24 protein-coding genes are annotated in these 24,929 nt (G+C 66.2%); 11 read left to right on the forward strand and 13 right to left on the reverse strand.

Annotated elements, in window-relative coordinates:
• Window positions 1-55 precede the first annotated feature (55 nt).
• Window positions 56-805, reverse strand: coding sequence for a monofunctional biosynthetic peptidoglycan transglycosylase (mtgA, locus tag ACM0PB_RS17100; protein WP_005418407.1), 750 nt, complete (start codon window positions 803-805; stop codon window positions 56-58).
• 77 nt (window positions 806-882) lie between these two features.
• Between mtgA and hslO the strand changes: the two genes are divergently transcribed.
• The 3 genes from hslO to ACM0PB_RS17115 all read left to right on the forward strand — a co-directional run bounded on the left by hslO (window position 883) and on the right by ACM0PB_RS17115 (window position 5,990).
• The gene (gene hslO, locus ACM0PB_RS17105) at window positions 883-1,776 is read left to right on the forward strand and encodes an Hsp33 family molecular chaperone HslO (RefSeq protein WP_049412229.1); all 894 of its coding nucleotides are present in this window, start codon (window positions 883-885) and stop codon (window positions 1,774-1,776) included.
• Window positions 1,777-1,892: 116 nt separating this feature from the next.
• Window positions 1,893-2,741, forward strand: coding sequence for an XOO1806 family protein (locus tag ACM0PB_RS17110; RefSeq protein ID WP_014648071.1), 849 nt, complete (start codon window positions 1,893-1,895; stop codon window positions 2,739-2,741).
• Between the two features lie 372 nt (window positions 2,742-3,113).
• Window positions 3,114-5,990 carry a TonB-dependent receptor domain-containing protein gene (locus ACM0PB_RS17115; protein WP_065185429.1) on the forward strand — a complete coding sequence of 959 codons (2,877 nt, stop codon included), beginning with the start codon at window positions 3,114-3,116 and terminating at the stop codon, window positions 5,988-5,990.
• 141 nt (window positions 5,991-6,131) lie between these two features.
• On the opposite strand, the gene ACM0PB_RS17120 is transcribed toward ACM0PB_RS17115, so the two are convergent.
• Entirely contained in the window at window positions 6,132-6,734 is a 603-nt protein-coding gene (locus ACM0PB_RS17120; protein ID WP_005418411.1) for a TetR/AcrR family transcriptional regulator, read from the reverse strand.
• A 153-nt stretch (window positions 6,735-6,887) separates the two neighbouring features.
• Between ACM0PB_RS17120 and ACM0PB_RS17125 the strand changes: the two genes are divergently transcribed.
• The 3 genes from ACM0PB_RS17125 to ACM0PB_RS17135 all read left to right on the forward strand — a co-directional run bounded on the left by ACM0PB_RS17125 (window position 6,888) and on the right by ACM0PB_RS17135 (window position 10,822).
• Window positions 6,888-7,805 (forward strand): alpha/beta fold hydrolase, encoded by a 918-nt coding sequence (locus ACM0PB_RS17125; protein WP_053501026.1) that lies wholly within the window; start codon window positions 6,888-6,890, stop codon window positions 7,803-7,805.
• The gene (locus tag ACM0PB_RS17130) at window positions 7,802-10,279 is read left to right on the forward strand and encodes an acyl-CoA dehydrogenase (RefSeq protein ID WP_164229830.1); all 2,478 of its coding nucleotides are present in this window, start codon (window positions 7,802-7,804) and stop codon (window positions 10,277-10,279) included. The genes ACM0PB_RS17125 and ACM0PB_RS17130 overlap by 4 nt, the downstream gene beginning before the upstream one ends.
• A gap of 75 nt (window positions 10,280-10,354) precedes the next feature.
• Window positions 10,355-10,822 carry a hotdog fold domain-containing protein gene (locus tag ACM0PB_RS17135; protein WP_065185427.1) on the forward strand — a complete coding sequence of 156 codons (468 nt, stop codon included), beginning with the start codon at window positions 10,355-10,357 and terminating at the stop codon, window positions 10,820-10,822.
• Between the two features lie 476 nt (window positions 10,823-11,298).
• Here the strand turns inward: ACM0PB_RS17135 and ACM0PB_RS17140 are convergent, their stop codons facing one another.
• Both ACM0PB_RS17140 and ACM0PB_RS17145 read right to left on the reverse strand, forming a co-directional pair.
• Window positions 11,299-11,649 carry a DUF1304 domain-containing protein gene (locus ACM0PB_RS17140; RefSeq protein ID WP_005418419.1) on the reverse strand — a complete coding sequence of 117 codons (351 nt, stop codon included), beginning with the start codon at window positions 11,647-11,649 and terminating at the stop codon, window positions 11,299-11,301.
• A 42-nt stretch (window positions 11,650-11,691) separates the two neighbouring features.
• On the reverse strand, window positions 11,692-13,020 hold the full coding sequence (locus ACM0PB_RS17145; protein WP_005418421.1) for an NTP/NDP exchange transporter: 1,329 nt from the start codon (window positions 13,018-13,020) through the stop codon (window positions 11,692-11,694).
• 285 nt (window positions 13,021-13,305) lie between these two features.
• Here ACM0PB_RS17145 and ACM0PB_RS17150 point away from each other — a divergent pair, with 285 nt between their 5' ends.
• Window positions 13,306-14,706, forward strand: a complete 1,401-nt coding sequence (locus tag ACM0PB_RS17150; RefSeq protein WP_005418422.1) for a serine hydrolase domain-containing protein — start codon at window positions 13,306-13,308, stop codon at window positions 14,704-14,706.
• 146 nt (window positions 14,707-14,852) lie between these two features.
• Here the strand turns inward: ACM0PB_RS17150 and ACM0PB_RS17155 are convergent, their stop codons facing one another.
• Window positions 14,853-15,611, reverse strand: a complete 759-nt coding sequence (locus ACM0PB_RS17155) for an SDR family NAD(P)-dependent oxidoreductase (RefSeq protein ID WP_005418423.1) — start codon at window positions 15,609-15,611, stop codon at window positions 14,853-14,855.
• A 114-nt stretch (window positions 15,612-15,725) separates the two neighbouring features.
• On the opposite strand from ACM0PB_RS17155, the gene ACM0PB_RS17160 reads away from it, so the two are divergent.
• Window positions 15,726-16,640, forward strand: a complete 915-nt coding sequence (locus ACM0PB_RS17160) for a LysR family transcriptional regulator (protein WP_005418424.1) — start codon at window positions 15,726-15,728, stop codon at window positions 16,638-16,640.
• Window positions 16,641-16,704: 64 nt separating this feature from the next.
• Here the strand turns inward: ACM0PB_RS17160 and ACM0PB_RS17165 are convergent, their stop codons facing one another.
• Window positions 16,705-17,211 (reverse strand): hypothetical protein, encoded by a 507-nt coding sequence (locus ACM0PB_RS17165; RefSeq protein ID WP_032954412.1) that lies wholly within the window; start codon window positions 17,209-17,211, stop codon window positions 16,705-16,707.
• Between the two features lie 111 nt (window positions 17,212-17,322).
• Here ACM0PB_RS17165 and ACM0PB_RS17170 point away from each other — a divergent pair, with 111 nt between their 5' ends.
• A complete protein-coding gene (locus ACM0PB_RS17170) occupies window positions 17,323-17,694 on the forward strand; it encodes a hypothetical protein (protein WP_141239399.1) in 372 nt (123 codons plus the stop codon).
• A gap of 292 nt (window positions 17,695-17,986) precedes the next feature.
• Here the strand turns inward: ACM0PB_RS17170 and gcvH are convergent, their stop codons facing one another.
• The 7 genes from gcvH to nudE all read right to left on the reverse strand — a co-directional run bounded on the left by gcvH (window position 17,987) and on the right by nudE (window position 22,729).
• Window positions 17,987-18,382: a glycine cleavage system protein GcvH gene (gcvH, locus tag ACM0PB_RS17175; protein ID WP_005418426.1), complete on the reverse strand. Its 396-nt coding sequence runs from the start codon at window positions 18,380-18,382 to the stop codon at window positions 17,987-17,989.
• 93 nt (window positions 18,383-18,475) lie between these two features.
• Window positions 18,476-19,588: a glycine cleavage system aminomethyltransferase GcvT gene (gene gcvT, locus ACM0PB_RS17180; protein WP_164230488.1), complete on the reverse strand. Its 1,113-nt coding sequence runs from the start codon at window positions 19,586-19,588 to the stop codon at window positions 18,476-18,478.
• A gap of 159 nt (window positions 19,589-19,747) precedes the next feature.
• Window positions 19,748-20,050 (reverse strand): Mpo1-like protein, encoded by a 303-nt coding sequence (locus ACM0PB_RS17185; RefSeq protein WP_065178192.1) that lies wholly within the window; start codon window positions 20,048-20,050, stop codon window positions 19,748-19,750.
• Window positions 20,051-20,186: 136 nt separating this feature from the next.
• Window positions 20,187-20,516 carry a YnfA family protein gene (locus ACM0PB_RS17190; RefSeq protein WP_053499515.1) on the reverse strand — a complete coding sequence of 110 codons (330 nt, stop codon included), beginning with the start codon at window positions 20,514-20,516 and terminating at the stop codon, window positions 20,187-20,189.
• Complete coding sequence (gene mazG, locus ACM0PB_RS17195) at window positions 20,513-21,352, reverse strand: nucleoside triphosphate pyrophosphohydrolase (protein ID WP_065185423.1); 840 nt, start codon at window positions 21,350-21,352, stop codon at window positions 20,513-20,515. The genes ACM0PB_RS17190 and mazG overlap by 4 nt, the downstream gene beginning before the upstream one ends.
• Before the next feature lie 13 nt (window positions 21,353-21,365).
• Window positions 21,366-22,169, reverse strand: coding sequence for a 3'(2'),5'-bisphosphate nucleotidase CysQ (cysQ, locus tag ACM0PB_RS17200; RefSeq protein ID WP_053499520.1), 804 nt, complete (start codon window positions 22,167-22,169; stop codon window positions 21,366-21,368).
• Window positions 22,166-22,729 (reverse strand): ADP compounds hydrolase NudE, encoded by a 564-nt coding sequence (gene nudE / locus ACM0PB_RS17205; RefSeq protein WP_005418435.1) that lies wholly within the window; start codon window positions 22,727-22,729, stop codon window positions 22,166-22,168. The genes cysQ and nudE overlap by 4 nt, the downstream gene beginning before the upstream one ends.
• 77 nt (window positions 22,730-22,806) lie before the next feature.
• Here nudE and bioA point away from each other — a divergent pair, with 77 nt between their 5' ends.
• Window positions 22,807-24,198, forward strand: coding sequence for an adenosylmethionine--8-amino-7-oxononanoate transaminase (gene bioA / locus ACM0PB_RS17210; protein WP_414604913.1), 1,392 nt, complete (start codon window positions 22,807-22,809; stop codon window positions 24,196-24,198).
• Complete coding sequence (locus ACM0PB_RS17215) at window positions 24,189-24,926, forward strand: 16S rRNA (uracil(1498)-N(3))-methyltransferase (RefSeq protein WP_065178188.1); 738 nt, start codon at window positions 24,189-24,191, stop codon at window positions 24,924-24,926. Before bioA ends, ACM0PB_RS17215 begins: the two co-directional genes overlap by 10 nt.
• Window positions 24,927-24,929: the final 3 nt, after the last annotated feature.

Here is a 24,929-nt window from a genome sequence, read left to right on the forward strand (position 1 = left end):
ATTGTACGTTGCCGGCAGGCGCCCGGCCCGTCGCCTGCCAATTGCAGCGCCGGGCTCAGTCCTCCGACAGATAGGACGCACCACCCAGCTGGCGCGCCTGGCGTTGGATCCACGCGGCCCGCCGCTGCACATACGGCCCAGGCTTTGCCGCGTTGTAGCGACGCGGTGCCGGCAACACCGCGGCCAGGCGCGCGCTCTCGGCCGGACTCAGCCGGGCCGCGTCCTTGCCCCAGAATTTCTGCGCTGCCGCTTGCGCGCCATACACACCATCACCGAATTCGGCAATGTTGGCGTACATCTCCAGGATCCGCTCCTTTGGCCACAGCGCCTCGATCAGCACCGTGTACCAGACTTCCAGGCCCTTGCGGATCCAGCTGCGGCCCTGCCACAGGAACAGGTTCTTGGCCACCTGCTGGCTGATCGTGCTGGCGCCGCGCAGGCGCCCGCCCCTGGCGTTGTGGTCGCGCGCCTTTTCGATGGCCTGCAGGTCGAAGCCGTTGTGGTCGGGGAAGCGCTGGTCCTCGGCCGCCACCAGCGAGATCGGCAGGCTCGGTGCCATCTGGTCGAGGTCGCGCCACTGGTAATGCAGCCGATAGGACCAGTCGGCCTCGCCCAGCGCCTCGCCATAGCGCCACAGCATCACCATGGACACCGGCGGGTCGATGAACCGCAGCACCAGCACCTGCAGACAGCTGAAGGCGGCCAGCAGCACCGGCAGCCACAGCAGCCGCTTCCAGCGCCAGCGTCGCCGGCGCGGCGCGGCGACCACGGCCTCTACCTTGTGCTGCTCTCCCGCTGCCCCCATTACTGGTGCATCCTTCTTCTGTCTGGTTGTCGGCGCATTATCCGGCAACCGCCCCCGTTTACGCGCGATGTGAGCCGATGACCGCCAACCCCGATTCCCTGATCCGTTTCCTGCTCCCCGACGCCGGCGTGCGTGGCGTGCATGTGCACCTGCAGGCCACCTGGCAGGAAATCCTGTCCCATGCCGCCTACCCGGACGCCGCTGCCGAACTGCTTGGCGAGGCCTGCGTCGCCTCGGCGCTGTTCACCGGCCACACCAAGATCGACGGGCGCCTGTCGGTGCAGCTGCGCAGCAGCACCGCGCTGCGCACCCTGTTCGCCGAATGCACCGCCGCCGGCACCCTGCGCGGTATCGCCCAGCTCAGCGAGGGTGGCGACGCACCGCGTGACCTGTCCCGCCTCGGTGATGACGCAATCCTCGCCATCACCATCGAGAACCCCGGCCTGGACCCGCGCGAGCCGCAGCGCTACCAGAGCCTGGTCGCGCTGACTGCGCCGGAACTGGACGAGGCCTTCGAGGACTACTTCCGCCAGTCGGAGCAGCTGCCAACCCGCCTGCTGCTGGCGGCCGACCGCAACGGTGCCGCCGGCCTGCTGCTGCAGAAGCTGCCGGGCGACGAAGGCGACGAGGATGGCTGGGCCCGCGCCAGCGCCCTGTTCGAAACCCTGGGCAAGGCCGAACTGCTGGCGACCCCGGCCGAGCAGCTGCTGCACCGCCTGTTCCACGAGGAGCGGCCGGAACTGCTGGGCGACAAGCCGCTGTCCTTCGCCTGCTCCTGCTCGCGCGAGCGGGTGGCTGGCATGCTGCAGTCATTGGGCGAGGACGAAGCCCGCGCGGCCGCCGAGGCCACCGGCGCCGTCGAGGTGCGTTGCGAATTCTGCGGGCGTGAGTATCACTTTCCATTGACGGAGTTCGGCATACTGTTCCACGGCGCCCAGGGGGCTGTAGCGGCGCCTGAACGACTTCAGTAAACGGCAGTCTTGTACCTGGGGAGGATCAAGGCTTGTTAAGAATTCATAAACACCCTAGGATCGAGTTCCCGTCCCCACGGGAACTTCCGTTGTCCGTCCCTGTCTGAACTGGTCCGATGCGTACCTTCCTGCGTCTACCGCTGGCCCTGCTGATCGCCCTTGGCGCGATCACGGGCGTGCATGCGCAGAGCAAGGACACCCGCACCGTGTTGCCGGTATGGAACAAGGGCAGCGGCAAGGTCGAGGCGCTGCTGTACCTGGAGCCGACCGGCGAACAGGCAGCCGGCGCCCGATGGCATTTCGGCCGCAATTCGCTGGACGCGGCCTTTGGCCTGTCCTCCGGCGATTCGCTGGGCCTGCTCTGCAACAGCAGCAGCGGCACCAGCATCAGCGGCCTGGCCAGCCATTGCATGCTGGCCAGCCTGGGCGACGAGGATGATCTGAACAGCCGTCGTTTCAGTGGTACCGCCGCGTTGAACCGGGGCAACAGCCGCTTGGGCATCACCGCCGGCACCGGCCGTGAAACCCTGCCCGCCTGGTTGTCGGGCCCGAACAAGACGCCCTCGCTGCGCGCCGAGCAGAACGATCTGACCGTGTTCGCGCAGAAGAACATTGGCCGCGAAGGCTTCGTCTCCATCGCCGGTACCTACGCCAAGGCACGCCTGGTACCGCTGGCCGACGCTTCGCCGGCCATCGTCGATCGCTGGGACAGCAAGAGCCTGAGCATCGGTGCCGGTTACGGCAACTTCACCGGCAGCATCATCGGCCGCGTGGTCGACGTGCCGGGCAAGCCCGGCAAGTGGGAAGGCCTGGGCATCGGCCTGACCTGGCGTACCCCGTGGTCCGGCCAGCTGACCGTCGGCGCCGAGAACGTGATCAGCCGCGGCAAGAATCCATTCTCCCCGCGCAACGAAAGCAACGACGACGGCACCGTGCCGTACGTGCGTTACGAACAGGATCTCTGATCCCCCTATCAGGTTCAGCAACGATATTCCCGAAGGCGCCGAAAGGCGCCTTTTTTGCATCTGCGTGCCTGGCTCGCACTAGCATGAGCGGTATCGACCGCAGAGCGTATCGACATATTGGGATACATATCAGTCGAACCTTTTTTCATCATTCTGCGTTAACAAACGAGGCAGATCAGCACGACCATGCCAGCAACCCGTTGATTAGGCTGGAAAAATCGCGTTTTTACCAAAATCACAGACTTCATTAACACAGCTTTAATTCTTGGCGAACGCCCGTTACTATCGGGTCAGCCTCGCGATTTGGGAGCGCTTTTTCGCTCCCCCGCCGGGCATTAACCCCAGCCAAGATTTCTTGGAGAGAGAGAGCCAATGAAACTCAAGTCCAGCCAGCTGCGTGACGCAGTTGTGATCGCGCTTGTCGCCGGTGCCACCACCGCGACGGCCCACGCCCAGGAAGCCACCAACCTCGACCGCATCGAGGTCACCGGTTCGCGCATCCGTCAGGTCGATACCGAAACCGCCCAGCCCGTTCTGAGCATCAGCCGTGCTTCGATCGAGAAGAGCGGCTTCAAGACGGTTGCCGACGTCCTGCAGAACATCGCAGCCGCCGGCAGCCCGGCCATCAGCCGTTCCGAGCCGCTGTCCTCCGGCGAAGCCGTCGGTGGCTTCTACATCGACCTGCGCAACCTCGGTGCCGAGCGCACCCTGGTGCTGGTCGACGGCAAGCGCCTCGGCGCCAGCGTCAGCGGCCTGCAGGACGTGTCGCAGATTCCGTCGGCCATCGTCGAGCGCATCGACGTACTGAAGGACGGCGCGTCGTCGATCTACGGCTCCGACGCGATCGCCGGCGTGATCAACATCATCACCCGCAAGAACTTCCAGGGCCTGGAAGCCAACGCCTACGTCGGCCAGTACGGCGAAGGCGACGGCCAGAAGACCAGCTACGACTTCGTGGCCGGTTTCACCGGTGACCGTGGCTCGATCACCATCGGCGCCGAGTACGCCGAAGAGAAGGAAGTGTGGGCCAAGGACCGCTGGTTCAGCCGTTACCCGCGCACCACCTTCCACCCGGCCCAGAACTGGAGCCCGGTCAGCCAGTGGGGCACCATCATCGATCCGGATACCGATGACTGGCTGGTGCTGAACCGCGGTGGCGACTATCGCGACGTCAACCAGTACCACGACCAGGACTTCGCCGGCATCACCGGTGATACCAGCAACTCCAACACGCAGATGCACCTGCTGACGCCGACCAAGCGTCGCTCGGTGTTCGCCAACGTCCAGTACGACCTGACCGACAACATCCGCTTCGTCTCCGACCTGCTGTATACCCGTCGTGAGTCGCAGGCCCAGGTCGCAGGCTATCCGTTGCAGTCCGCGTCGTATGAGCGCCTGGGTGCCAAGTGGGATGCCGACAGCTACTACAACCCCTTCGGCAAGGATATGGGCTTCATGCGCCGTGGCTGGGAAGTGCCGCGCCTGTCGACCAACAAGCTGACCACCTTCCGCTTCACCGGCGCCCTGCAGGGCAGCTTCCAGTTCAATGACAAGTACTTCGACTGGGAAGCCGGCTACATCTACCAGAACTCGGAGAACCAGCAGAGCCAGACCGGCAACTACAACGTGCTGGCGGTCAATGCCGCCACCGGTCCGTCGTTCTTCAACCCGGCCACCGGCCGCGTCGAGTGCGGTACGGCCGCTGGCCTGGTTGACGGTTCCAATCCGATCTATGGCCCGGGCGCCGGCGGCTGCCTGCCGTGGAACCCGGCCATTCCGTACGGCCGTACCGGTGACGGTGGCCTGACCGGCAACCCGGATCTGCAGCAGTTCCTGTTCCCGACCACCAAGAACACCGGTGAAGTCACCACCAAGACCTACTACGCGAACATCGCCGGCAGCCTGTTCACCCTGCCCGCCGGCGACCTGGGCTTCGCGCTGGGTTACGAGTACCGCGAAGACAAGGGTTCGTACAATCCGGACGCGCTGTCGCAGACCGGCTACTCGACCGATCTGGCCGCCGGCCCGACCGGTGGTGGTTACGACGTCAACGAAGTCTATCTGGAGTTGAATGTTCCGATCCTGGCCGACCTGCCGGGTGCCAAGGAACTGAGCTTCAACGCCGCCACCCGTTACTCGAAGTACAGCACCTTCGGCGACACCACCAACAACAAGTTCGGCCTGAAGTGGAAGCCGATCGACCAGCTGCTGGTACGTGCGACCTACGCCGAAGGCTTCCGTGCGCCGACCATCGACAATCTGTACGGTGGCAGCTCGCAGACCTTCGCGTACTTCACCGATCCGTGCGACACCTCGTTCGGCTCAACTGATCAGCCGGGCGTCGCCGCCCGTTGTGCCGCGGCCATCGGTCCGACCGCCAGCACCTTCCGCCAGCTGCGCCAGGGTTATGTGCCGGCCAGCGGTCCGGATGAGCAGACGCCGGATCCGTTCAACGCCGTCTCCAACCCGAACCTGACTCCGGAAAAGTCCAAGTCCAAGACCGTTGGCCTGGTGTGGAGCCCGACCTTCGCCCAGGGCCTGAACATGAGCCTGGACTGGTGGAACATCAAGATCACCAACACCATCGTCACCGACAGCCCGGATGACCAGCTGAACGACTGCTACGTGCTTGGCATCGCCGAGCGCTGCAACTCGTTCACCCGTGATCCGAACCGTCACAACGTGATCAACCTGACCTACGCACCGCGTAATGCCGGTTACCAGGAAACCGAAGGCTTCGATTTCGACGTGGCGTACCGCTTCGAGACCGACAGCTGGGGTACCTTCAGCGCCAACCTGCAGAACAGCTACGTCACCAAGAACGTACTGAAGACCACCAACGCGCAGCAGGTGCCGGTGTCGATCCTCAACGGCTTCGGCAGCAACTTCCGCCTGCGTTCGAACCTGGTGCTGGGCTGGGAGCGTGGCGACTGGGGCGTGACCTGGGGCACCCGCTACTTCTCCAGCGTCAAGGAGCGTTGCTACTACAGCGACGAGTGCAGCCTGCCGGACTTCGGTTCGCCGGATCCGGTGCGTGACCAGCCGATGAACAAGCGTGGCTCGACCATGTTCCACGACGTCCAGGTCTCCTGGAACGCACCGTGGAATGCGACCATCGCCGTCGGTGCGCGCAACGTGTTCGACCACTACGGCCCGCAGATGTACTCGGCACCGAACTCGCAGTTCTCCTACTACGGTGGCTACGACATCGGTCGCTTCATGTACATGCAGTACAAGCAGAAGTTCTGATCGGGAACCTGATCAGCTGATGCAGCAACGGCCCCGAAAGGGGCCGTTGTTCTTTGTGCGCCATGGACGGGCGCTGGCCAGCGCACAACAAAAAAGGCCGCAGCATCGCTGCGGCCTTCCTTCGAGATCATTTCCGGGCACTCATCCGTTCGGAATCAGCGTCTCGATCAGATGCTCGACGTACGCTTCGAAATCCTCGCGCGCCTGCTTGGGCTGCTGCAGCTGCAGCGACAACTGCAGGAAGCCGACATAAGCGGCGTACGCAAGGCGTGCGCGATGACGCGCATCGGTCGAGCTGAGGCCGGCCTGGCGGAACGAGGCGACCAGATAGTCGAGGCGACGCTGCGAGACCCGGTCGATCACCGGCCGCACCATCGGATGATCCAATGCCTTCAGCAGCTCGCTGTAGATGATGTGCGGCTGCACTTCATGCGCCACCATCTGGAACAGCTGGCGCAGGCGCACGCGCGGATCCGGTACGTCTTCCAGGCTGCCGAACACCTGTTCCTGTTCGAACAGTTCCCAGCGTTCCAGCGCCGCCTGCAGCAATGCGTCGCGCGAAGGGAAATGCCAGTAGAAACTGCCCTTGGTAACGCCGAGCCGCCGTGCCAGCGGCTCCACCGCGACGGCGCCTACGCCTTGTTCAGCAATCAGGTCGAGGGCCGCCTGGGCCCAGTCTTCGGCACTCAGGCGGCTGTTGCGGCCGGCGCGCGGTTCGCCGGCGGAAGCGTCAGGTTGATTCATGGACTGATTTAACCATACGCCGGGGTTCGTTGCAGTACGCGGTTGCGGTCGAAACCGTCGCAGGCCCCTCGGAAGGGTCCCTCCACGCGCATTCTGCAACGCACCATACCGTGCAGTATTGACTTCCCCTCGAAGCTCTCCATACTAGCAAGTATGGTTATGTCCCCAACTCCCGCTGCGTTCCATGACCTGCGCCTGGACGCCGCCCATGGCGCCCGCCTGGCGGCGACCGCCAGCGAGCATGGCCGGCGCGGCCGGGTCCTGTTCGCCCATGGCTTCGGCCAGACCCGCCATGCCTGGAACGCCACTGCCCGCGCACTGAACGCGGCCGGCCTGCAGACGCTGGCCTACGACGCCCGCGGCCATGGCGATTCCGACTGGAATGGCACCGATCTGCCCTATCACGGCGAACAGTTCGCCGACGACCTGATCGTGCTGGCCGGCGAACAGCCGCGCCCGCCGGTACTGGTTGCCGCTTCGATGGGTGGCCTGTTCGGCCTGCTGGCCGAATCGCGCTGGCCGGGCCTTTTCTCGGCCATGGTGCTGGTCGACATCACCCCGCGCTGGGATACCGCGGGTGTCGAGCGCATCCTCGCCTTCATGACCGCCCATCCCGACGGCTTCGCCTCGCTGACCCAGGCCGCCGACGTGATCTCGGCCTACATGCCGCACCGGCCGCGCAAATCCGAGCAGTCGCTGCGTGCGCTGCTGCGCGAGGACGGCCACGGGCGCTGGCGCTGGCATTGGGACCCACGCCTGGTGGCCGAGCTGGCGCGCGACAGCGAACAGCACCAGGACGCACTGGCCGAGGCCGCACGCCAGGTGAAGTGCCCGCTGCTGCTGGTCAGCGGCGGCCGCAGCGACCTGGTCACGCCGCAGACCGTGGCCGAATTCCTGGCGCTGGCGCCGCATGCGCGCCATGTACAGCTGCCGCAAGCGACCCACATGGTCGCCGGCGATGACAACGACGCCTTTACCGCTACTGTGTTGGACTATCTGGACGTGTTGCCCGCAGCGGACGCTGCGGCTTCGTCCGCCACAAACGAGCACGTCACCGGAGCACGCTCATGAGCATCGTTCTTCCCTTCCTCGCCTTGCTGCTGGCAGGCGCCTTCGTCGCCTACCACCGCATGCGGCTGGTTACCTGGACGCTGATCAGCGTGGCCCTGCTGGCCGCCTGCTGGTTCATTCCCTACGTCAACCAGACCGCCACCATCGTCGCTGCGGCGGTGCTGGCGGTGATCGCCGTGCCGCTGCTGCTGCCGTTCATCCGCAAGCCGCTGCTGACCGGCCCGATGATGAAGGTGTTCCGCAAGGTGCTGCCGCCGCTCTCGCAGACCGAGCGCATCGCGCTGGAAACCGGTTCGGTTGGTTTCGAGGGCGAACTGTTCACCGGTGATCCGGACTGGAACATCCTGCTCAACTACCCCAAGCCGCAGCTGACCGCTGAAGAACAGGCCTTCCTCGATGGCCCGGTGGAAGAGCTGTGCACGATGGTCAACGACTGGGAAATCACCCACGTTCACGCCGACCTGCCGCCGGAGCTGTGGGCCTTCATCAAGAAGAACAAGTTCTTCGGCATGATCATCCCGAAGGAGTACGGCGGCCTGGGTTTCTCCGCGCTGGCCCACCACAAGGTGATCCAGAAGCTGGCCTCGGTGTCCTCGGTGGTCAGCTCCACCGTCGGCGTGCCCAACTCGCTGGGCCCGGGTGAACTGCTGGTGCATTACGGCACCCAGGAACAGAAGGACCAGTACCTGCCGCGCCTGGCCGATGGCCGCGAAGTGCCCTGCTTCGGCCTGACCGGTCCGTTCGCCGGCTCCGACGCCACTTCGATCCCGGACTACGGCATCGTCTGCAAGGGCGAGTGGAACGGCGAGCAGGTGATCGGCGTCAAGCTGACCTTCGACAAGCGCTACATTACCCTGGCCCCGGTCGCTTCGCTGATCGGCCTGGCCTTCCGCATGTACGACCCGGATGGCCTGATCGGCGATACCCGCGACATCGGCATCACCCTGGGCCTGCTGCCGCGTGATACCGCCGGCGTCGAAATCGGCCGTCGCCACTTCCCGCTGAACTCGACGTTCCAGAACGGTCCGATCCGCGGCAAGGACGTGTTCATTCCGCTGACCCAGCTGATCGGCGGCGCAGCCATGGCCGGCAAGGGCTGGAACATGCTCAACGAGTGCCTGGCGGTGGGCCGCTCGATCACCCTGCCGTCCACCGCCAGCGGCGGTGCCAAGGCCGGTGCCGCCGTGACCGGCGCCTATGCGCGCATCCGCAAGCAGTTCGGCCTGTCGGTCGGCCGCTTCGAGGGCGTGGAAGAAGCGCTTGCCCGCATCGGCGGCAAGGCGTACAAGATCAGTGCGCTGTCGCAGGCCACCGCCGCTGCGGTTGACCGTGGCGATGTGCCGTCGGTGCCGTCGGCCATCGCCAAGTACCACTGCACCACCATGAGCCGTGAAGTGATCTCGGACATGATGGACGTGATCGGCGGCAAGGGCATCATCCTGGGGCCGCGCAACTTCGCCGGCCGCAGCTGGCAGGCCGCGCCGATCGCGATCACCGTGGAAGGCGCCAACATCATGACCCGCAGCCTGCTGATCTTCGGCCAGGGTGCGATCCTCTGCCACCCGTGGGTGCTGAAGGAAATGAAGGCCGCGCAGGATCCGGATACCCGTGCCGGCCTGCAGGAGTTCGACCGCAGCCTGTTCGGCCACATCCGCTTCGGCATCTCCAATGCCGTGCGTTCGTTCTGGTTCGGCCTGACCGGCGCGCGCTTCGGCGCCGCCCCGGGCGACGCCTACACCCGCCGCTACTTCCGCAAGCTGGACCGTTACTCGGCCAACCTGGCGCTGATGGCCGACATCTCGATGATGACCCTGGGCGGCAAGCTGAAGTTCAAGGAATCGCTGTCCGGCCGCCTGGGCGACGTGCTGAGCCATGTCTACATGACCAGCGCCATGCTCAAGCGCTACCACGACGAAGGTGCACCGCAGGCCGACCAGCCGCTGCTGGCCTGGGCCTTCCATGACAGCGTGCACAAGATCGAAGAGTCGCTATCGGCCGCGCTGCGCAACTTCCCGATCCGTCCGATCGGCTGGCTGATGTGGGCGCTCATCTTCCCGTTGGGCCGTCGTGCCGAGGCTCCGGGTGATCGCCTGAGCCGCCGCGTCGCCGCCCTGCTGATGGCGCCGAATGAAGCCCGCGACCGTCTCGCCAATGGCGTGTTCCTGACCCCGTGCGAGAACAACCCGGGTGGCCGCATCAACAGTTACCTGAGCAAGGCGATCATGGCCGAGCCGGTGGAGCGCAAGTTCCTGAAGGCACTGAAGAGCAAGGGCATCGAGGCGCTGGACTTCAAGAGCCAGCTGGACGAAGCCGTGGCCGAAGGCGTGATCACCCAGGACGAGCGCAGCCTGCTGGAAGAGCTGCGTACGCTGACGCTGGATACCATCACCGTGGACGACTTCGACACCCACGAACTGCGCGCGGCCAGCTACTACGACCGCCAGCACAAGGACCCGCATTCGCAGGCGGCCTGATCGCCCGCGACACGCGTTGCCTCGACGGCGGGCCTTGGCCCGCCGTCGCTTTATCCGCCGACCGGAATCCTCCTCATGTCCACGCCCCTGCTCTCGCTCTACAACCGCCTGCAGCGCTGGCCTGCCGGCACCTGGCTGTTCTCACGTGCGGTGTGTTTCAAGGCGCCCTACTTCGCCAGCATCGCGCCACGCATCACCCGCCTGGAACACGGCCGCTGCGAAGGCACGCTGGCCGACCGCCGCAGAGTACGCAACCACATCGGCACGGTGCACGCGATCGCGATGTGCAACCTGGCCGAACTGACCGCCGGGTTGATGGTCGATGCATCGCTGCCGAAGGGCATGCGCTGGATCCCGAAGGGGATGCAGGTGCAGTACCTGGCCAAGGCGCGTGGCACGCTGCAGGCGGTGGCGCTGCCGGCACAGCCTATTGTTGTCGCGGCCGAGGGCTATGCGCTGCCGGTGACGGTGAGCGTGCGCGACCGTGCGGGGACGGAGGTGTTCAGCGCGGTGATCGACATGTGGTTGTCGCCGGCGAAGTAAGTTCCCGCGAACGGCGCAGCCCCTCGTGGGTGGACGCGGGATGCGGTTTATCGGTGGGGCCGGAGGGGTGGGGCCGGGCGGGGACGCCGCAAGTACGTCCGTGTAGGCTTAGCCGCGCCATCCATGGCGCGGATACCCCGCCCGACCCCACCCCTCCGGCCTCGGACGGATCTCTGCGGCGTCTACCCACGCAAGAGAAAAAAGAAGAGCAGAAGCAGAAGCAAGAGCGGCCCACCGGCCGCTTTTTGCTGTTGCTGTTGCTCTTGATCTTCTCTTTCTTGTCCGTGGGCTGGCCGCACACGGAACCTGTCAGGGGTGTGGCGGGTGGGCCGTGCAGGGGCGTTGGCGCCATGGATGGCGCCATCGAGCTTACATGGACGTACTTGCAGCGTCCTCTGCACGGCCCATCCGCCACACCCAACACATGACCCGCTCTACGCGACCAACCCACGAGGGGCTGCGCCGTTGGCTGGAAACTACGCTACCGCGCGAAACACCAACGCCAGGATCGCAGGCACCGCCTGGATCATGAAGATCCGGCGGCTCACGCTGTACGCCCCATAGCACCCCGCCACCACCACGCAGGCCAGCGAGAACGTCACCAGCACCGGCTGCCCGATCACCAGCCCCACCACGATGCCTGCTGCCAGGAAGCCGTTGTACAAGCCCTGGTTGGCCGCCAGCACGCGCGTGGTCGCCGCCTTCTCCGGCGTGTTGCGGAACGTCTTCAGACCCAGCGGGCGGGTCCACAGGAACATCTCCAGCGCCAGGAAATAGACGTGCAGCAGTGCGACCAGCAAGGTCAGGGCGAGTGCGATCCAGTACATGGGCGGTTCCTTGGACAGGGATGGGGCTCGGAGCCCGGGAAATCATCGGTCGCGCGGCAGTTTCTTTTCTTCGCGCAGTACACCGAACGCGGCTGCGGTCATGCACGCGGCCACCAGCATGCCGCCGATGAACACTACGTGCGAGCCGAACAATGACAGGCCCTTGTGCACCCAGGCAAAGCTCAGGTCCGCACCGCGGTAGACCACGGTGTCGATCGCTGCGCCGGCCTTGTAGCGCCACTGCCGGTCCACGCGCGTGTAGATTGTCTCGCGCGCCGGCTTGGCCAGTGCGAATTCGCTGGCCCGGGTCATCACCTGCACCACCGCGACCATCAGCGGCATCGGCGAGGCCGCCAGCACCGAAAAGCCGATCAGGATCGCGAAACCGGGAATCAGCAGTGCCGGCGCGATGCCGTGGCGCGACAGCAACCAACGGGTCAGGCCCAGCTGCATCAACAGCGCCAGCGCATTCACCGCCAGGTCGATGCGCGAGAAGAACGCGGTACTGGCCGCCGGGTCGGTGAAGGCCGCGCGCACGATGCTGGCCTGCTGGTTGTACAGCAGCGTGCCGACGCCCACCCCGAACACCACCATCACCGCCAGCCAGCGCAGCAGCGGCTCGCGCACGATCAATTTCAGGCCGTCCAGCACGCTGCCGCCCATCGGCTGCTCGCCGGACACCAGCTGCTGCTCGCGTTCGCGCAGCACCGCCCAGTGCCGCAGCCGCCAGATGCACAACAGGCACACGACCAGGAATCCCGCCGAGACCAGCATGAGGTTGGCGATGCCCACGCGCTGCACCAGCGCACTGGTGATCAACGGGCCGAGGAAGGCACCGACGGTGCCCGCCGCGCCAATGTATCCATAGAAGGCCCGGGCCTGCACATTGGAGAACACATCGGCCATGAAGCTCCAGAACACCGCCACCGCGAACAGGTTGAAGACGGTGATCCAGAAGAAGAAGGCCATGCCGCGGCCCGGCACGCCGCTGTCGAACATCATGTAGAAGCCCAGCAGGGTCACGATGAAGAAGCCATACACCGCCGGCAGGAACACCCGTCGTGGGAAGCGGCTGACCAGCCAGCCGTACACCGGCTGCAGCACCAGCATGATCACGAACACGCAGGAGAACAGGAACTGCAGCACGAAGTCCTTCAACGCGACGCCGTGGTTGGCGAACCAGGCGATCAGCACGGGCGGGAACACCGTTTCCAGGTCTGCCGAGGCGGCCATGGCCTCACGCACCGGGCGCAGCACGTAGTAGCCGCTGAGCAGGCAGAAGAAGTACAGGAACGACCACCACAGCGCCGGCGACTCGCGCAGTGCCGCCGTCAGGCCCTGCAGCGGCCCCTTCCCCCGTACCGCACTCACGCGGTGTCCCTCGCCTGAAGACGGCGGTTGGACAGCGGCATGGCAGGCTCCGGGGCGATGAAACGCGTACGTTAGCCAATGCACCGCAACATCGCCAGCGCGACGCGCCTTCCTGCGGGCGGATCAGCTCCGCTGATCAGCCCGGGATGACACGTTCCGATACATGCTTCCAGCGCCTCAAATTCCAAATTTTTCAACGAGATGCGCATTCATCTTCGCTTTGTTTGTGCACAAGGGAAAAGCGGCGCTAGAATCGCCATCAGCAGTCGCGCACGGGTCCAACCGATGAAAAAGAACAGCCTGCGTCGCCCGATCCGTTCGGCGGCCACCGGTTTGCTGGGCATGCTGATGCCCGTTGCCTTGTCCACCACCGCGCAGACACCGCCGGCATTGCCGCCGATGCCGACCAACATCGAATCCGCTGCGGGTCCCACTGTCGCCCACACCCAGCCGGCGGCCTACCGCACCGGCCTGGTGCCGCGCGTGCAGGCCCCGGCGCCCGGCTTCAACGTCGCCAACATCGAATCGATGGCGCAGCAGCTCACCTATGGCGAACGCGTGCCGGGCATGGCCGTGGCGATCGTGCAGGGCGGCCGCATCCTCAGCGCGCGCGGCTATGGCGTCACCGACGTCAACAATCCGCTGCCGGTCGATGCGCACACCGTGTTCCGCCTGGCCTCGCTGTCCAAGGCCTTCGCCGGCACCATGGCCGGCCTGCTGGTCAACGACGGCACGCTGCGCTGGGACAGCAAGGTCACCGACTACGTGCCGGGCTTCCGCCTGAACTCGCCGGAAGCCACTGATCGCCTGACCGTGGCCGACGTGCTCAGCCATCGCGTCGGCCTGCCCTACAACGCCTACGACCGCGACATCGAAGGCAACGCCGAGTACTACGCGCTGACCCAGAAACTGGCCAACACCAGCCTGAAGTGCCTGCCTGGCGACTGCTATGCCTACCAGAACGTAGCCTTCAGCCTGATCGGCGATGTCGTCTACGCGGCCTCCGGCAGCTTCTACGAGCAGTCGGTCGAGCGCCGCATCTTCAAGCCGCTGGGCATGAACGATGCCAGCCTCGGCCTGGCCGGCATCCAGGCCAGCTCGCGCTGGGCGCGTCCGCATGTGCGCAGCCGCAACGGCTGGGTCTCGCTGACGCCGAAGCCGACCTACTACCGGGTCGCCCCGGCGGCCGGCGTCAATGCCAGCGCCAGCGACATGGCGCAGTGGCTGCTCGCCCACACCGGCCACCGCCCCGACGTGCTGCCGGCACCGCTGCTGGCCACCCTGCATTCGAGCCTGATCAGCACCCCCGGCGAGATGCGTTCTGGCTGGCGCCGCGAGCGCCTGCACTCGGCCGGCTACGCCCTGGGCTGGCGCACCTTCGACTACGCCGGCCACGACGTGGTGTTCCATGCCGGTGCCGTGCAGGGCTATCGCGGCCTGGTCGCGCTGGTGCCGGAACGCGATCTGGGCATTGCCATCATGTGGAATGGCGAAAGCAGCCTGCCCAGCGGCCTGCTGCCGACCGTGCTCGACTCCGCGCTCGGCCTGCCGGCGCAGCGCTGGCTGGACGTGGACACCGACTTCGGCAGCGACAACCTGATGGCCGAGGGCGCCAGCCCTGCCCAGCAGGACAAGCGCAAGGGCAAGGGCGCCTCGGGCAATCGTGCGGTGGCGTCGCCGCGCTGATAAGGCGGGCTCGATCGGGTGTGCGAAGGGCGGCCTGCGGGCCGCCCTTTTTGTTGTTGTGTAGGGCCGAGCCGAGCCGTGCTCGGCTGAGCGGAATCCTGGCGCAAGGCGGCCGAGCATGGGCTCGGCTCTACAGCTCCGCAGCATTAGTGCGCGAAGTAGTGCATGCCGCCGTCCACCGGAATCACCGCGCCTGTGATATAGCCGGCCAGCGGCGAGGACAGGAACGCCACCAGTGGCGCCACTTCCTCGGGTTCACCGAAGCGTCCGATCGGGATGTTGCTGGCGATGAACGCACGTCGGCTTTCCTCGGTGGGATGCAGGCGTTCCAGGATCTGCGCGCTGTTGATGCGCCCCGGTGCAATCGCATTCACCGTAATGCCCTGCCCGGCCACCTCCGACGACAGCCCCTTGCTCCACAGATGCAGCGCCGCCTTCGCCGCAGTGGCCGCGTTCACCGCACGCGGTTCCATCGAACCACTGAAATTGATCACCCGTCCCCATGCCTGCGCCTGCATGCCAGGCAACAGCGCCTGGGTCATCCGCCGCGCGGCGGAAAAGTTCAGGGCGATCGCTTCCTCCCAGACATCATCATCGGCATCGACGGTGGTCGGCCGGGAGCCACCTGCGGCGTTGACCAGGATGTCGACGCGTTGCAATGCCTCCCGGGATGCCTGCGCGATGTACCGGACGTCACCGGCCACGGTGACATCGCCGGCCACGATGACCGGTGCCGCGCCGCCTTCGGCTTCGATCCGCGCCGCAAGCGCCTGCAGCGGTGCCCGCTGCCGTGACGTGATGGCAACGCGCACGCCCTGGGCCGCCAGCTGCCTGGCGACGGCGGCACCGATGCCGCTGGCCGCGCCCGTCACCAAAGCGGTGCGGCCTGCAAGATTCAAGTCCATGGTGTTCTCCTGTCCGCATGGCCGGCCAATCCAGCCCTTGCACGACATGCTGTTTGATCACCCCTGATTGATAAACTCCGCGCAGGTTTCAGCATTCAACACCCGGGGTGTCAGATGAACCTGCTGGAAAGCATGCAGGTCTACGTGCTGATCGTGGACAAGGGCAGCCTCAGTGCTGCAGCTGCGGCGATGGACATCTCCGCGACGATGGCCGGCAAGCATCTGCGTGCATTGGAATCACGGCTGGGCATGCAGCTGTTGAGCCGAACCACCCGGCGCCAGCACACGACGCCGTTCGGCCAGGACTACTACACGCGCTGCCGGGAGATCCTGCGCCTGGTGGACGAAACCGATGCGCAGGCGCAGCACCAGCACCTGGCACCGGCGGGCACGCTGCGCATCAGTGCACCGGTGATCTTCGGTACGCATGCACTGGTACCGGCACTGGCCGAGTACATGGCGCGCCATCCGGATGTCCGGGTCGAAGCGACGCTGACCGATCGCGTAGTCGACCTCGCCGAAGAGGGCTTCGAAGCGGCGCTGCGGATCGGCACGCTGGCCGACAGCAGCGTGCTGGTGGCGCGAGCCCTGGCCCCTTATCGCCTGATGATGTGCGCCTCGCCGGCGTATCTGGCCAGGCATGGCACGCCAGACAGCGTGCATGCACTTGCCGGCCATCAATGCCTGTCGTTCGAACCGAGTGCACTTGCACAGTGGCTGCAGGACGACGCTGGCGAGCTCGACCACGTGCCCGACGGCCGGCTGCAGATCAACAATGGCGAAGCGCTGCGTTCGGCGGCGCTGCATGGCCTGGGCATCATCCTGCAGTCGACGCTGCTGCTGGCAGCCGATGTCGAGGCTGGGCGACTGGTGCAGCTGCTCCCAGGGCACGGCCAGGCCGGTCGGCCGATGCATGTGGTCTATGCGCACGATCGTTACCATTCCACCCGCCTGCGCAGCTTCCTCGACTTCCTGGTGGAACGATTCCCGCCGGCAATCGCCCAACCAGGCGACCGAAGCCGCCCATAAAAAAACCCCCTCCCCGCTGGGCAGCCAGGGAAGGGGGTTTCAGGATGCGGCTATCGGGAAGTACTTAGATCAGCGGCGCCGGGGTTGCCGGCAGAGCGACCGGAGCGGCCTTCTTCTTGCGGGCGGCCGGCTTGCGCTTGGCAACCTTCTTCGCTGCCTTCTTCGGGGCAGCCTTCTTGGTGGCCTTCTTCGCGGTCTTCTTTACTGCCTTCTTGGCGGTCTTCTTGACGGCCTTCTTGGCAGTCGCCTTCTTTGCGACCTTCTTGGCCGGCTTGCGGGCCGTAGCCTTCTTGGCAGTCTTCTTGGTGGCCTTCTTGGCCGCCTTCTTCGCGGTCTTCTTGACGGCCTTCTTGGCAGTGGACTTCTTGGCGACCTTCTTCGCCGCCTTCTTCACTGCCTTCTTCGCAGTGGTCTTCTTGGCGACCTTCTTCGCCGCCTTCTTCACTGCCTTCTTGGCAGTCGCCTTCTTCGCGACCTTCTTCACTGCCTTCTTGGCAGCGGCCTTCTTCGCGACCTTCTTCACCGCTTTCTTGGCGGCGGGCTTCTTCTTCGCAGCTTTCTTGGTTGCCATGGGATGGCTCCTCGTCAGTGATAGGGAGTTGAAACGCCCAGTTGGATCAAACCCGCGGATGCTGCGTGCGGGGACCGCCGGCGCGTCAAGCGCGCCGTTACGGATGCGGCGATGCCCGCCTCGATCGGCGGAGCGGACATCGGAACGGAAGGTGCCTTGCATTTCTCCGGGGGAAGCGGGGCCGTGTCCACCGTCATCAGGGTCGCGGTGGTCTTGAAGGGGCTGCTTCGCATCGGACGATTGATTCTGCGCACTCGGTTGGGCAGGCAAGGTCTGCTGAGGCGAAACCTAATCACGGTTTTTTTTACTGTCAACAACCCCCGCGAAAAATTTTCACATCCGCGCCTTTCCGAGCGCCGTCGGCGCCACTGCTCTACGCGGCCCGCCATGGCGGTTGAAGCGTCGCGCAAGCGTGCTGCATGCACCGGCATCGATGCATACGTTGAACAAAAAGCACTTGAAATAAGCACTCCGCGCATCTAGACACAGACTCGCAACGGCATCGCGCGTGCGACGTCGATGGTCACCGGCGCCGCCACCAACGCCAGCACAACAGCGCCGCAACAGGGGGCGAAAAGTTTTCACATCCGAGTGCGTCGGCGCGGGGCTGAAACGCGGATTTGCGCAAAACTGCGCACGCCCATCGGCACCGTTCGCCTGTCGGCTGATGCCACGCCGAGGGTGCGCAGCGAACCCCGCGTCATGAGTCCGGTGCAGTCGTCAAAACAAAAACGGCCACCCGAAGGTGGCCGTTCCAGAATCCGGAAACGACGACTCAGTGGTCTTCGTTCTCCAGGGCCTCGGCGTACGCGTCAGGGTCCAGCAGCTCGTTGACCTCATCGGCGTTGGTCAGTTCGACCACGAACATCCAGCCTTCGCCGTAGGCATCTTCGTTGATGGTTTCCGGCTTGTCGGACAGGGCCGAGTTGACCTCGACGACCTTGCCGCTGATCGGGCTGTAGACGTCCGAGGCGGCCTTCACCGACTCGACGACGGCGATCTGCTCGCCAGCCTTGGCGTCGGCGCCGACTTCCGGCAGTTCGACGTAGACCAGGTCACCCAGCAGGCCCTGGGCGTGGTCGGAAATACCGACGGTGACGCGGCCATTGCCTTCGACACGGGCCCACTCATGGGACTTGAGGAACTTGAGGTCGCCGGGGATCTCGCTCATGGGACTGCTCCAGAGATATGCAGGGGTGGAAAAAACGGGGCTAGTGTAACCAACCGGCCGCCACTGCTGTCAGTGACGACCGGCACGTACGGATCAGGCGTCGGTGAGCACGCCGGGCTGCGCCTGGCCTTCCCGAACGAACGGGAACTTGACCACCCGCACCGGCACCTGACGGCCGCGGATGTCGACGGTGACCTCGCCGAGTTCACCGGCCGGCACGCGGGCGAAGGCGATGCCCTTGGCCAGCGTCGGCGAGAAAGTGCCGGACAGGATCTCGCCCTGGCCGCTGGCCGTGGTGACCGTCTGGCCGTGGCGCAGCACGCCCTTCTCGTCCATCACCAGACCGATCATCTGGCGCGCGGTGCCGGCGCTCTTCTGCGCCTCCAGCACGTCGCGGCCGATGAAGTCGCGGCCTTCGTCCAGCGACACGGTCCAGGCCAGCGCCGCTTCGTACGGGCTGATCTCTTCGTCCATGTCCTGGCCGTACAGGTTCATGCCCGCTTCCAGGCGCAGGGTGTCGCGCGCGCCAAGGCCGGCCGGCTTCACGCCCGCCGCCAGCAGGCGGTTCCAGAAGGCGACCACGGCGTCCTGCGGAAGCAGGATCTCGAAACCATCTTCACCGGTGTAGCCGGTGCGCGCGACGAACAGCTCGACGCCGTCATCGGACTGCACCTGCAGGGCGGCGAAGCGGCCCAGCTTGGTCAACGCTGCGCGGTCGGCTTCGCGGGCCTGGCCGATCACGATGTCGCGCGCCTGCGGGCCCTGCACGGCGAGGATGGCCAGGTCCGGGCGCTGCTCGACGGCGACGCCGAACGGCGCAGCCTGCTCGCGCAGCCAGGCCAGGTCCTTCTCGCGGGTAGAGGCATTGACCACCATGCGGAAGAAGTCGTCGCCCAGGTAGTAGACGATCAGGTCGTCGATGACGCCGCCGCGCGGATTCAGCATGCACGAGTACAGTGCCTTGCCGGTCACCTTCAGCTTGTCGACCGAGTTGGCCAGCAGGCGGCGCAGGAACGGCTTGACCTGGTCACCGCGCAGGTCGACCACCGTCATGTGGCTGACGTCGAACACGCCGGACTCACGGCGCACCAGATGGTGCTCGTCCAGCTGCGAGCCGTAGTGGATGGGCATGTCCCAACCCCCGAAATCGACCATCTTGGCGCCAAGGGCGCGGTGGGTATCGTTGAGCAGCGTCTTCTGGGTCATGACCGGGTCCGGCAGCAGAGGAAACAGGAAACCCCATTATCCCAGATCGGTCGCCCGCAGGCGTGCCGCAGCGCAGCGGTTCATGCAAGCGGAAGTGCAACCCGCCCCGCCCTTTCCTCTGCCGGCGAGGCAATGCCCGCAAGGCGCCGCAGCCGCCCGCTACAGGCGCACCCGCCCACGCAGGATGTCGAGGAACATCACCCAGTCACCCATGAACGAGTACAGCGGATGGCGGAACGTCGCCGGTCTGTTCTTCTCGAAGAAAAAATGGCCGACCCAGGCGAACCCGTAGCCGCAGAACAGGGCGCCAAGCAGGAACAGCGGCTGGCCGCGCAGCGAGGCAGTGGCGACCAGCAGCAGGACCCCGCAACTGCCGATGAAGTGCAGCCGCCGCGATACCGGGTGGCGGTGCTCGCTGAGATAGAACGGATAGAACTCGCGGAAGCTGGCGAAGCGGGACATGAGCAGGCTCCGGGGACCAGGGTCGCCCACATCATGCGCCTTCCGGAAGGCAGCGCTGCCCTTGTAGAGCCGAGCCATGCTCGGCTTGCGCGTGCCAGCGCGGCCGGAAGGAAGAGCAGCCGAGCATGGCTCGGCTCTACACTGATGAAGTGCGCGGCCCGAACATGATCACCGCCATGCCGGCCAAGCACAGCGCTGCGCCCAGCAGGTCCCAGCGGCTGGGACGAATGCCATCGACCAGCCACAGCCAGAACAGCGCGGTGCCGATGTAGACGCCACCGTAGGCGGCATAGACCCGTCCACTGGCCGTCGGGTGCAGGGTCAGCAGCCAGGCGAACACGGCCAGGCTGGCCGCCGCCGGCAGCAGCAGCCAGACGCTGCCTCCCTTGCGCAGCCACAACCATGGCAGGTAGCAGCCGACGATCTCGGCCAGCGCGGTCAGCAGGAACAGGCCGAGCGTTTTCACGCCTTCTCTGCTGCCTTGGCCTGATGCCACAGTGCTTCCTGCGCATCCAGGTCCAGTTCGGCCAACGCGTCACCCTGTGCGTCGGCCTGCGCTTCCATCGCGCGGAAGCGACGCTCGAACTTGTGGTTGGCACCACGCAGTGCAGCGCCCAGATCGATATCGGCATGACGCGCCAGGTTCGCGCAGACGAACAGCAGGTCGCCCAGTTCTTCCTGCAGGCGCGCCTTGTTGCCCGCGACATCGCCACGTTCGAACTCCTCGCGCAGCTCCTGCAGCTCCTCGGCGGCCTTGTCCAGCACCGGCAGCGGACCCGGCCAGTCGAATCCGACCTTGGCCGCGCGCGACTGCAGCTTCACCGCCCGCTGCCATTCCGGCAGGCCGCGCGAGATACCGGCCAGTGCGGAGGTGTCCTGCTCGCCCTTGGCGGCACGCTCGGCGCGCTTGATCGCCTCCCAGTTGCGCGTCACCCCGTCGGCATCGTCCACGCTGACATCGGCGAACACGTGCGGGTGGCGGCGCTGCATCTTGTCGCTGATCGCACGGGCGACCTCGGCGAAGGCAAACGCGCCCTGCTCCTCGGCCATGCGTGCGTGGAACACCACCTGCAGCAGCAGGTCGCCGAGCTCGTCGCAGAGATCGTCCAGGTCACCCCGGTCGATCGCATCGGCGACTTCGTAGGCTTCCTCGATGGTGTAGGGGGCGATGGTCGCGAAGTTCTGCTCCAGATCCCACGGGCAGCCGCCCTGCGGGTCACGCAGCCGCGCCATGATCGCCAGCAGGCGCTCCAGTTCGCTGCTTGCGGCGCTGCCGGTGGTGGGGGTGTCGTGCGCGCTCATGGGGCCTCCAGGATCAGTCGGACAACCAGTCGCGCCATGGCAGGCTGGTATCACCAAGGGCAATGAAATCGCCGTTCAACAGTGTCTCGCGGCGGTTGTAGCGGAACGGCTTGCCGGTCGCCGCCGACAGCACCGCGCCGCCGGCGGCATGCAGCACGCACTGGCCGGCGGCGGTATCCCATTCGGAGGTCGGGCCCAGCCGCGGATAGACATCCAGGCCGCCTTCGGCGATCCGGCAGAATTTCAGTGACGAGCCCTGTGCGATGGTCTCGATGCGGCCCATGCGCGCCAGCAGCGCCTCGGTTTCCGGCGAGCGGTGCGAGCGGCTGGCGGCAACGCGCAGCGGAGCCGTGGCCGGCGTGCGGGTGCGCAGCACGGTGTCATGCAGGCCCTGCCGCCGATAGGCCAGCTCGCCGCGCATGGCATGCCAGACGATGCCGGTGACCGGCGCCAGCACCACACCAAAGGCCGGCGCGCCCTGGTAGATCAAGGCGATGTTGACGCTGAATTCGCCGTTGCGCTTGACGAACTCGCGGGTACCGTCGAGCGGATCCACCAGCCAGTAAGCGCCCCAATGGCGACGCTGCTCCCAGCCCACCTGCGCCGATTCCTCGGACAGGATCGGCAGGTCCGGTGTCAGCTGCCGCAGGCCCAGCTCAATGACCTGGTTGGCCGCCAGGTCGGCCGCGGTGACCGGGCTGTTGTCGTCCTTGATCTGGACCTCGAATCCATCGGCATACACCTGCATGATGGCTTGGCCGGCCTGCTGGGCGATGGCGATGGCGGTCTCGCGCAGGTCCGTGGTCAGTTTGATCATCGCGTTCCCTGCAGCCACTGGCGGGCAATGAACAGCGCCGCCAGCGAGCGTCCCTCGGAGAAGTCCTCGCGCAACATCAGCTGGTCCAGTTCGGCCAGCTTCCACGGCACCACTTCCAGTTCTTCCGGCTCGTCGCCGGCCAGCTTTTCCGGGTACAGGTCGCGCGCCACCACCAGCCACGACTGGTGGCTCATGTAGGTCGGGGCAAGGGTCATTGCGCGCAGCACGTCGACCCGGCGCGCACCGTAACCGGCTTCTTCCTTCAGCTCGCGGTCGGCGGCCTGCTCGGGGGTTTCGCCGGCGTCGATCCGGCCCTTGACCAGGCCCAGTTCGTAGCGGTGCATGCCGGCGGCGTATTCACGCACCAGCAGCACGGTCTCATCGTCGAGCATCGGCACCACCACCACCGCGCCGTGGCCACGGCTGACCAGGCGCTCGAACCGGCGACGTTCACCGTTGGAGAATTCCAGGTCCAGATGCTGGCGCTGGAAGGGGCCGTTCTCCTCATCGGTGATCCGATGGATGATCGGCAAGCGACGGCCGGCACGGTCATCGTTCATGCGGAATCTCCGCGGCGGCCGGCGCCAGCGCCGGGGCCGATAGAATGTGCAGGCAGCAACATGTTCATGAGCCCGAAATGCTAGCAGACACAACCCCCTCCCCGCTGGCCCAGCACTGGCGGCAACGCGACCTGCAGGTGCTGTGGCACCCGTGCACGCAGATGCGTGAGCATCCGGACACCCTGCCACTGGTGCCGATCGCCCGCGGTGAAGGCGCATGGCTGATCGACCACGACGGCCACCGCTACCTGGACGCCGTCAGCAGCTGGTGGACCAACCTGTTCGGCCATGCCGAGCCGCGCATCGGCGGCGCCATCGCGGCGCAGGCCGGGCAGCTGGAACAGGTGATGCTGGCGGGCTTCGGCCACGAGCCGGCGATCACCCTGGCCGAGCGCCTGCTGGCGCTGGCGCCACGCCAGCCCGGCCGCGCGCCGTTGGCCAAAGTGTTCTACGCCGACAACGGCTCGGCCGGCGTGGAAGTGGCGCTGAAGATGGCCTTCCAGTACTTCCAGAACCGCGGCGAGCCACGGCGCACGCGCTTCATCGCGCTGGAAAACGGCTACCACGGCGAGACCCTGGGTGCGCTGGCGCTAGGCGATATTCCGCTGTATCGCCGCGTCTATGCACCGCTGCTGGCCGAAGGCCTGTTCGCGCCATCGCCCGATGCCTACCTGGCCGAACCGGGCCAGAGCGCGGCAGATCGCGCACGGCAGGCTGCCGACGGCTTGGCCACGCTGTTCGACCAGCATCCGGGCGAGATCTGCGCGGTGATCCTGGAACCGCGCCTGCAGTGTGCCGGCGGCATGCGCATGCATGACCCGGTCTATCTGCAGCGCGTGCGCGAACTGTGCGATGCCCATGGCGCGTTCATGATCGCCGACGAGATCGCCACCGGATTCGGCCGCACCGGCACCCTGTTCGCCTGCGAGCAGGCAGGGGTGATGCCGGACCTGATGTGCCTTTCCAAGGGCCTGACCGGCGGCTTCCTGCCGCTGGCCGCCGTGCTGGCCACGCAGGCGCTGTACGACGCCTTCCTCGACGACTCGCGCGAGCGCGCCTTCCTGCATTCGCACAGCTACACCGGCAATCCGCTGGCCTGCGCGGCAGCACTGGCGACGCTGGACATCTTCCGCGACGACGATGTGATCGCCCGCAACCGGGGCATCGCGTCGGTGATGGGCACGCTGGCGGCGCCATTTTCCGACCATCCGCACGTGGCCGACGTGCGCCAGGCCGGCATGGTGGTGGCGTTCGAGCTGTCGCGCGACGGCAACAGGCGCACGCCTTTCGATCCGGGCCTGCGGCTGGGCCTGCACGCTTACAAGGCCGCCCTCAAGCGCGGCGTGGTGCTGCGCCCGCTGGGCGACGTGCTGTACTGGATGCCACCCTATTGCGTGGATGACGAACAACTGGAGCTGCTGGCACACACCACGCTGGCGGCCATCGACGAGGCGATTGCATGCGCGTGACCCGCTGCCCCATCGACCTGGCGCTGCACAGCGGCCAGACCGTGACCCTGCCGGAAGAGACGGCCAACCACCTGGTGCGGGTGATGCGCCTGCGCGAGGGCGATACGTGCGTGCTGTTCAACGGCGATGGCAACGACTACAGCGCGACACTGACCGTGGCCGGCAAGCGCGAGGTACAGGTCCGCATCGATGCTGTGCAGGCCATCGACAATGAATCACCGCTGGCGATCACCCTGCTGCAGGGCATCGCCCGTGGCGAGAAGATGGACCTGATCCTGCAGAAGGCCACCGAACTGGGCGTGGCGGCGATCATTCCGGTCAACGCCGAGCGCACCGAGGTGAAGCTCGATCCAGCACGGGCCGAGAAGCGCGTGGCGCACTGGAACAACGTGGTGACGTCGGCCTGCGGCCAGTCCGGGCGTGCGCGCATCCCGCAGGTGGGTTCGCCGCTGTCGCTGGCGCAGGCTGCGGCGGTACTGCCGGCCGATACGCTGCGGCTGACCCTGGACCCGCGGGGCGCACATCGCCTGTCGACGCTGACGGCCGCTCCGGCAGGGGGCCTCGTGCTTGCGATCGGCCCGGAAGGAGGCTGGTCCCCGCGCGACCGCGACCAGCTGGCAGCGGCCGGGTTCCAGGGACTGCAGCTGGGCCCGCGGATCCTGCGCACGGAAACGGCCGGACTGGCCGCGATCGCGGCGTTGCAGGCGCGGTTGGGCGACCTGGGATAAGAC

Origin of the sequence: Stenotrophomonas sp. AR029 (assembly GCF_047520695.2) — a bacterium.
Classification (GTDB): Bacteria; Pseudomonadota; Gammaproteobacteria; order Xanthomonadales; family Xanthomonadaceae; genus Stenotrophomonas; species Stenotrophomonas sepilia.

What these genes read in the sequence shown, in the direction of transcription:
- ACM0PB_RS17125 (WP_053501026.1), top strand. Translation starts at nt 6,888, where the DNA reads ATGGTTATGTCCCCAACTCCCGCTGCGTTCCATGACCTGCGCCTGGAC.
- ACM0PB_RS17120 (WP_005418411.1), bottom strand. Translation starts at nt 6,734, where the DNA reads ATGAATCAACCTGACGCTTCCGCCGGCGAACCGCGCGCCGGCCGCAAC.
- gcvH (WP_005418426.1), bottom strand. Translation starts at nt 18,382, where the DNA reads ATGAGCGAGATCCCCGGCGACCTCAAGTTCCTCAAGTCCCATGAGTGG.
- ACM0PB_RS17130 (WP_164229830.1), top strand. Translation starts at nt 7,802, where the DNA reads ATGAGCATCGTTCTTCCCTTCCTCGCCTTGCTGCTGGCAGGCGCCTTC.
- ACM0PB_RS17140 (WP_005418419.1), bottom strand. Translation starts at nt 11,649, where the DNA reads ATGTACTGGATCGCACTCGCCCTGACCTTGCTGGTCGCACTGCTGCAC.
- mtgA (WP_005418407.1), bottom strand. Translation starts at nt 805, where the DNA reads ATGGGGGCAGCGGGAGAGCAGCACAAGGTAGAGGCCGTGGTCGCCGCG.
- bioA (WP_414604913.1), top strand. Translation starts at nt 22,807, where the DNA reads ATGCTAGCAGACACAACCCCCTCCCCGCTGGCCCAGCACTGGCGGCAA.
- mazG (WP_065185423.1), bottom strand. Translation starts at nt 21,352, where the DNA reads ATGAGCGCGCACGACACCCCCACCACCGGCAGCGCCGCAAGCAGCGAA.
- ACM0PB_RS17185 (WP_065178192.1), bottom strand. Translation starts at nt 20,050, where the DNA reads ATGTCCCGCTTCGCCAGCTTCCGCGAGTTCTATCCGTTCTATCTCAGC.
- ACM0PB_RS17150 (WP_005418422.1), top strand. Translation starts at nt 13,306, where the DNA reads ATGAAAAAGAACAGCCTGCGTCGCCCGATCCGTTCGGCGGCCACCGGT.
- ACM0PB_RS17135 (WP_065185427.1), top strand. Translation starts at nt 10,355, where the DNA reads ATGTCCACGCCCCTGCTCTCGCTCTACAACCGCCTGCAGCGCTGGCCT.
- ACM0PB_RS17215 (WP_065178188.1), top strand. Translation starts at nt 24,189, where the DNA reads ATGCGCGTGACCCGCTGCCCCATCGACCTGGCGCTGCACAGCGGCCAG.
- cysQ (WP_053499520.1), bottom strand. Translation starts at nt 22,169, where the DNA reads ATGATCAAACTGACCACGGACCTGCGCGAGACCGCCATCGCCATCGCC.
- ACM0PB_RS17170 (WP_141239399.1), top strand. Translation starts at nt 17,323, where the DNA reads ATGCCCGCCTCGATCGGCGGAGCGGACATCGGAACGGAAGGTGCCTTG.
- ACM0PB_RS17160 (WP_005418424.1), top strand. Translation starts at nt 15,726, where the DNA reads ATGAACCTGCTGGAAAGCATGCAGGTCTACGTGCTGATCGTGGACAAG.
- ACM0PB_RS17110 (WP_014648071.1), top strand. Translation starts at nt 1,893, where the DNA reads ATGCGTACCTTCCTGCGTCTACCGCTGGCCCTGCTGATCGCCCTTGGC.
- ACM0PB_RS17115 (WP_065185429.1), top strand. Translation starts at nt 3,114, where the DNA reads ATGAAACTCAAGTCCAGCCAGCTGCGTGACGCAGTTGTGATCGCGCTT.
- ACM0PB_RS17165 (WP_032954412.1), bottom strand. Translation starts at nt 17,211, where the DNA reads ATGGCAACCAAGAAAGCTGCGAAGAAGAAGCCCGCCGCCAAGAAAGCG.
- nudE (WP_005418435.1), bottom strand. Translation starts at nt 22,729, where the DNA reads ATGAACGATGACCGTGCCGGCCGTCGCTTGCCGATCATCCATCGGATC.
- ACM0PB_RS17155 (WP_005418423.1), bottom strand. Translation starts at nt 15,611, where the DNA reads ATGGACTTGAATCTTGCAGGCCGCACCGCTTTGGTGACGGGCGCGGCC.
- gcvT (WP_164230488.1), bottom strand. Translation starts at nt 19,588, where the DNA reads ATGACCCAGAAGACGCTGCTCAACGATACCCACCGCGCCCTTGGCGCC.
- hslO (WP_049412229.1), top strand. Translation starts at nt 883, where the DNA reads ATGACCGCCAACCCCGATTCCCTGATCCGTTTCCTGCTCCCCGACGCC.